At 58.3% G+C, this 5,245-nt stretch carries 4 protein-coding genes and 5 pseudogenes; 2 read left to right on the top strand and 7 right to left on the bottom strand.

Annotated elements, in window-relative coordinates:
- A pseudogene (locus C9413_RS27310) lies at positions 1–493 on the top strand (hypothetical protein); the annotation flags it as partial.
- Between the two features lie 81 nt (positions 494–574).
- A complete protein-coding gene (locus tag C9413_RS27305) occupies positions 575–817 on the top strand; it encodes a hypothetical protein (protein WP_040114302.1) in 243 nt (80 codons plus the stop codon).
- Between the two features lie 155 nt (positions 818–972).
- On the opposite strand, the pseudogene C9413_RS27300 reads toward C9413_RS27305, so the two are convergent.
- The 7 genes and pseudogenes from C9413_RS27300 to C9413_RS27270 all read right to left on the bottom strand — a co-directional run.
- Positions 973–1,393: pseudogene (locus C9413_RS27300) on the bottom strand (UPF0149 family protein); the annotation flags it as partial.
- 130 nt (positions 1,394–1,523) lie between these two features.
- Positions 1,524–1,851: pseudogene (locus C9413_RS27295) on the bottom strand (IS110 family transposase); the annotation flags it as partial.
- A gap of 61 nt (positions 1,852–1,912) precedes the next feature.
- Positions 1,913–3,457 (bottom strand): IS66 family transposase, encoded by a 1,545-nt coding sequence (locus C9413_RS27290; RefSeq protein WP_052451704.1) that lies wholly within the window; start codon positions 3,455–3,457, stop codon positions 1,913–1,915.
- A 69-nt stretch (positions 3,458–3,526) separates the two neighbouring features.
- Positions 3,527–3,880 carry an IS66 family insertion sequence element accessory protein TnpB gene (tnpB, locus tag C9413_RS27285; protein WP_040114300.1) on the bottom strand — a complete coding sequence of 118 codons (354 nt, stop codon included), beginning with the start codon at positions 3,878–3,880 and terminating at the stop codon, positions 3,527–3,529.
- Positions 3,861–4,376 carry a transposase gene (locus C9413_RS27280; RefSeq protein WP_133941618.1) on the bottom strand — a complete coding sequence of 172 codons (516 nt, stop codon included), beginning with the start codon at positions 4,374–4,376 and terminating at the stop codon, positions 3,861–3,863. The genes tnpB and C9413_RS27280 overlap by 20 nt, the downstream gene beginning before the upstream one ends.
- 44 nt (positions 4,377–4,420) lie before the next feature.
- Positions 4,421–4,627, bottom strand: a pseudogene (locus C9413_RS27275) (IS110 family transposase); the annotation flags it as partial.
- A pseudogene (locus tag C9413_RS27270) lies at positions 4,627–4,935 on the bottom strand (hypothetical protein); the annotation flags it as partial. The pseudogenes C9413_RS27275 and C9413_RS27270, both read right to left, overlap by 1 nt.
- Positions 4,936–5,245 lie beyond the last annotated feature (310 nt).

Raw genomic sequence — 5,245 nt, 5'->3', positions numbered from 1 at the left:
CGTCCGGTGGTCAATGCGTGTCCCCAACTGCCTCCACGTCCGTCCCCCTCTTTCGGCCCGGGATCCTCAGTTGGTACAGCCTGCGCACGGCATTGATCTCGTCACCGAGCACATCAAGCTTGTCACCGGCGACGAATGCGACTTGCGCAGAAGACACTCGCAGACTGCGACCATGCGGTCCCTAATTCCTGATCGCGATGGCATTCTCGATTGGATCGATGGCGACATTCGCGCGGCTGCCCAACCAGGTGTCGTCGATGTCAAATTGTACGTTCAGCCCAATACGCCGATCGTCAGGAAAGGCGATTACCTAGACTCGATAGGATATGTCATCGCCGCGTCAACCAGCCCAGCTCAGACGAAGGCGATACTTCAGAGCGCCGTCGAATTAATCGATTGGTCGATCACACCATTTCCGACACCGGGCAAACAGGAGCAATCATCGACCCCGCACGACCAACAACCAGCGGACGTTGCGTCAGATAGGAGGTGATCCCTGCCGAAAAAATGGTGCAAGTGGGAACGAGAGAGATGAAATCTCTGTGTCCCCGGTGCGTTGAGGAAGCCGCTGTTAATGAGCATCGCGCGTTCTCTTGCGGCGCAACCGCGTATCGGTGGTGCGGCGCTCCTCATCCATGATGCCCATCTTGATGGTATCTCTGTATATGCCGATCAGGGCCTCGACGCGATCAGAGATGTCGACGGCGAGGGTTCTCCTCGGGGCTACGCGGCGGCGGCGTTCGCACCGATGTCGTGCAGCACGATCAGGCTGAACGGGCGTTTCAAGGGAATCTGTTTATGCACTACTGCGGCCTAAATGCTTCTAAGGGAGACCACAACGTGCATCGTCAATGCCGAACGCAGGAGGGTAGAGAGGAAGTCGCGTCAGTCCGGAGACGATCGCGAAGTTGATCGCGAGCGCGACGAACAGCCCACCGCTTTCGGCATTGACGGAATGGCGATAGCGCGTTTTTAAAATTTCTGCTTTGCCCACTTTGGCATGAAGTAGCTTCGGATCTTGACGAGTGCTTCAGCGACCGCTGCGGCAATCCGATTGGGCGGCCGGCCCAGTAGCTTCACTGAGCTTGCGGATCGGCGCTATGATATCGCCAGTCACGGCGTGGCCGCGGATGACCGACCGCCACTGCTTCTGCGAGAAGCCTGTCCCCATCAGGAAGCTGATGTGCCAATCCATGGTATCGAAGGTTCGGTCGTCGATCCTGCGGAATCTCGGTCGGTGATCCTCAGGGGTTTCGGCAAGGCTCGCCGAGATCCGGTTATATTCCGCAACGATGGTCTGCACGGCCTGGTGCGCTGTTGTTTCCATCGGCATATTATCCAAGACCTCTGAACCGGTGAGCTCCGGGATCCACTGGCGTGGGTCAATGAACTTCAGGCTTCGCAGTTCTTGCGACAACTTGCTCGAGATAACTGGGACCTCTGTGTCTTGAACATCACCAGCTTGCCATGACCGCCCGTCTTTCGGAATTTGCAGTCGCCGCTCACCATGAGCTTCCGCAAGACCTGCTGCATTTATCGGAGCGGTGCAAATCCATCAACTTTTCCTCGGACGGCTTTCGTTTCGGCAAGCAAGTCGCGATATTCAACGCCATGCATGACAAAAAGCTCGCGGGCCAGTTCCGGCAGAGATTGATCAGCCGCTATTCGCTCCAACAACGGTTCGAGCCGACACATGCCAGTGGCCGCGACGATGCCGAATTCCATGGCAAATCCGCGAATGGCATTGGCGAGTTGCGTCCGATTACGGATTAATCTCTCTCGTACACCCACCAGCATCAAGGCAGCCTATTGGTCTGCGGTTTTCACCGGAACAAATCGCATGGTGGGTCGTAAGCGCTCGTTTCCACGCACGTTGACGCGATCGCTTTCAGATGGACGCATCGGATCGGTATCAGGCTACCGTGGCCTTGGGGAAGTTGAAGGGGAGAAGATCGTCGATATCGGCGTCTTCGGTCCGCTGAGGCAACTCAGTGAGGACGTAGCGTAACCATGCTAACGGCTCGATGCCACCGGCACGACATGTCAGCATGAGGCTGTAGACGATGGCGCTGGCCTTGGCTCCGTCGACGGTGTCGCTGAACAACCAACTCTTTCTGCCAGTTGCAAAAATTCTGATATCGCGTTCCAAAAGATTGTTGTCGATCGGCATACCGCCATTTTCGGTGTAGCGCGTCAGGTATTCCCATTGATTCAGGGTATAGGAGATGGCGTCTCCGAGCTTGCTGTCCGGCAAGACCTTCGGGGCGATTTGGTCGAGCCATTGCTTGAGAGCATTGAGGATGGGGACGCTATGTTGCTGGCGGAAGCGGCGAATGCAGTCGGCCTGCGTCTCGCCCTTGTCCGGTTTTTCGTTCCGCGCCTGCCCTTCAACCCGGTAGAGTTGTTCAAAGAACCGGAGCGCCTGCTCCGGCGGTCCGCCACCCGTCTTTCTGGCCTTGAAGGCCTCGACGAAGCGCCGCCTCGAATGGGCCATGCATCCAATATGAGTTGCGCCCTCCAGCGTTCGCCAGGCGGTGTAGCCATCGCTGATCAATATCCCGCGGTAATCGCCGAGGAAGGCCTGCGGGTGTATTTGGCCGCGGCCCGGCTGATAATCGAGCAGCACGATCGGCTGGTCACTGTCCTCGCCGCTCCGGTAGGCCCACATATACGATGTGTCGGCGGCTGCCCTGTTCTCTTCCTTCAGGACCTGAACCGTCGTCTCGTCGCCATGGATGAGCGGCTGTGATCTGAGCCGCAGTTTCAGCACGTCATAGATGCGATGCAGGTGCTTCTCGCTTGAGCCGATCACCCAGTGGCCCAAAGTGCCTCGGCTGATAGGAACGCCGGCGCGTTCGAAGGTCTGCGCCAGGCGGTAGAGCGGTGTGCCGTCGACGTATTTGTGAACCAGCGCAAAGGCCGTGGCGATGCTGCCTGGCAAGGGCTGCGTCGGCATCGGCGCGGTCACGACAGGCGTATTGATCCCGGTGCGGTCGCAATGGCGGCAAGCATATTTGAACCGCACATTCTGTAAGACCTTCGCCTTCACTTCGATATGAAGCTGTTCGGTAACGGTCTCGCCCATGCGATGCATCTGGCCACGACAGCAAGGACAGGCCTTCTGATCGTCGGCAAGATCATACTCGACGCGCTCGCGCGGCAGGTTTTCCGGCAGCGGTCTGCGGCCGCGTTTCTTTCCCGTCGTGCCTTCGACGGATGGCAGTCCTGTGTCCGGAAGGTCGACGACCTGGTTCTCTTCGCTGTCGGCGTCATCCTCATCCGCAGCCTGCTCGGCTTCATTGAAGATGCGATCAATGTGCTTTTCGCTGCGGGGCGCAAAACGATGCAGCCGTGCCAGCGCCAGCTCTTCCTCGAGTTTGACGACGCGCTGCGAGAGCGCTTCCTTCTCGGCTTTCAGCGCGGCGATTTCGGCAGCATTGGCCGCCAATTGCGCCATCAGCTCTGCAACGCTCGGTTCGCCGGAATCTGAACCGTCCCGCCGCGTCAACCGCAGAATTCGCTGCCGTCAGCCAGCAAATTGATATTGCCGTACCGGGTGGCGAACCATCGCATCGATATCGATGCCGTCGAGGATCCAGTGCAATTGTTCGGTCGTAAGCGTGACCACCGGCACCTCACGGCGCGGCCATCGGAACTTGTCCTCGGTCAACCGCTTCAGCACCAGCACAAAGCCCGATCGATCGAAGAACAGGAGCTTCATCCGGTCGCGACGGCGATTGCAGAAAGCAAAAACCGCAGGCGCAAACGGATCGAGTGCCATCGTCTCCTGAACCAGAACCGCAAGGCTATTGATGCCAGCCCGAAAGTCGATCGGTTCGCGATGCAGGTAGACCTTGATATCAGCGCTCAGTCTGAACATGACCCAACGCCCCGATTACCGCCGCCACCGCTCGCACATCACTGCATTCCAGCGTCAGCTGCACTCCGTTCGGCAGCGACGCGTTCACCTTGGCCGGAGATGAAAGCTGGTTTGACCCATCCGGCGCCGGCAGCCTCACGCTGGGAGTACTGCGCCGCAAGTCCACTGGACGACCACCGTCCTGCCGAGACACGACCCCCGCCGCAGCCGCTTCCAAGTGAACCGGAATAAACGCCGGCGTGGAAGCCGGTGGCAACCCGTCCGTCTTCGCTAGACGGTGCTGGCGTATCCACTTCCAAAGAAGGTTCGCATTGACCCCATGAGCTAATGCGAGCTGAGCAACCGACGCACCGGGCTGCAAACAGCTTTCGATGAGACGGGCCTTCGATACGCCATCAAACGCCCGTCGCCCACTCGGATGCACAACCGTCACCCGCAGCTTCTGCCCATCACTTTCCTCACCTGGTGTCCACCTCTTTTCTGGTGGACACCTCATGCCTCAGCACACTCAACAACAAAAGGTGCGGGGAAATTCGCGCTTACGGTGGGTCGGCTCATCGCCTCACACAAAGCTTCCGCGTCCACCGCGTCGTTCTTGCCGCGTTTTACATAAGGCTTCGCAAGCTGAGGCGTGATCAATTTCACCTCATGACCGAACGACCTTAACAGCCTCGCCCAACGATGAGAGCCACCACAGGCTTTGAGTGCGATAGTAGTCGGCGGCGTTTTCTCAGGCTCTATGATCTCCGGGGCAAACGCCCAATATTACGGGCTGGCGATCGCCGTGCTGGTGTTGCCGTGTCTGCCGCTGGCGCAACATCATCATTGGCAGCAGTGGGAATATCGCTGAGATCACCCAGATCAAACGCCGCCTGCGTCGGGTCGAGCACCGTCATCTTCTCGGATTTCGGGCCAAAAAGCTGCCCTTCCAGGAAGGCGACACGCTTGAGGCCGGCATTCTCCTCGACGAGCGAGAGAATAATCCGGGTCAATTGCCCAGCATCCTGAGGCAAGGGATAGAAAGCGGCAAGAGCTGGCTCGGAATGTTCTCTGATTTGTCGGATCCGCGACACCCCAGTTTTCGGCCGGCTTTCCGCTAACTCTTATGTACCCAGTTGAATAATAAACAATATTTTCTGCGGCCCATTTCTTCCCGGTTGGCACGACTTTTGAGTCTCTCGCGTTGCGTATATGCGTTGGTGGCTCCAAGCGTCTCAGAAGGGAGCCGCCACGTGTTGGACCTTCTGATCGGCTGTGCGATCCCAACCGATTCAGCTCCCGCAGCAACGCAATGCCCCGATGTGCAAACCAGCTGGTGCCCCGCGACATATTTAGTAGTCGCATGTGTATAGGCAGGAGACCGCA

Origin of the sequence: Rhizobium sp. SEMIA 4085 (assembly GCF_013004495.1) — a bacterium.
Lineage (GTDB): Bacteria > Pseudomonadota > Alphaproteobacteria > Rhizobiales > Rhizobiaceae > Rhizobium > Rhizobium gallicum.
Note: the sequence above shows the minus strand (reverse complement) of the source record. Positions and strands in the feature narration are given on the sequence as shown.

Bases quoted from the DNA above. Each gene is read 5' to 3' on its own strand.
- C9413_RS27305 (WP_040114302.1), top strand. From the start codon at position 575: ATGAGCATCGCGCGTTCTCTTGCGGCGCAACCGCGTATCGGTGGTGCG.
- C9413_RS27290 (WP_052451704.1), bottom strand. From the start codon at position 3,457: ATGGCGCAATTGGCGGCCAATGCTGCCGAAATCGCCGCGCTGAAAGCC.
- tnpB (WP_040114300.1), bottom strand. From the start codon at position 3,880: ATGTTCAGACTGAGCGCTGATATCAAGGTCTACCTGCATCGCGAACCG.
- C9413_RS27280 (WP_133941618.1), bottom strand. From the start codon at position 4,376: ATGAGGTGTCCACCAGAAAAGAGGTGGACACCAGGTGAGGAAAGTGAT.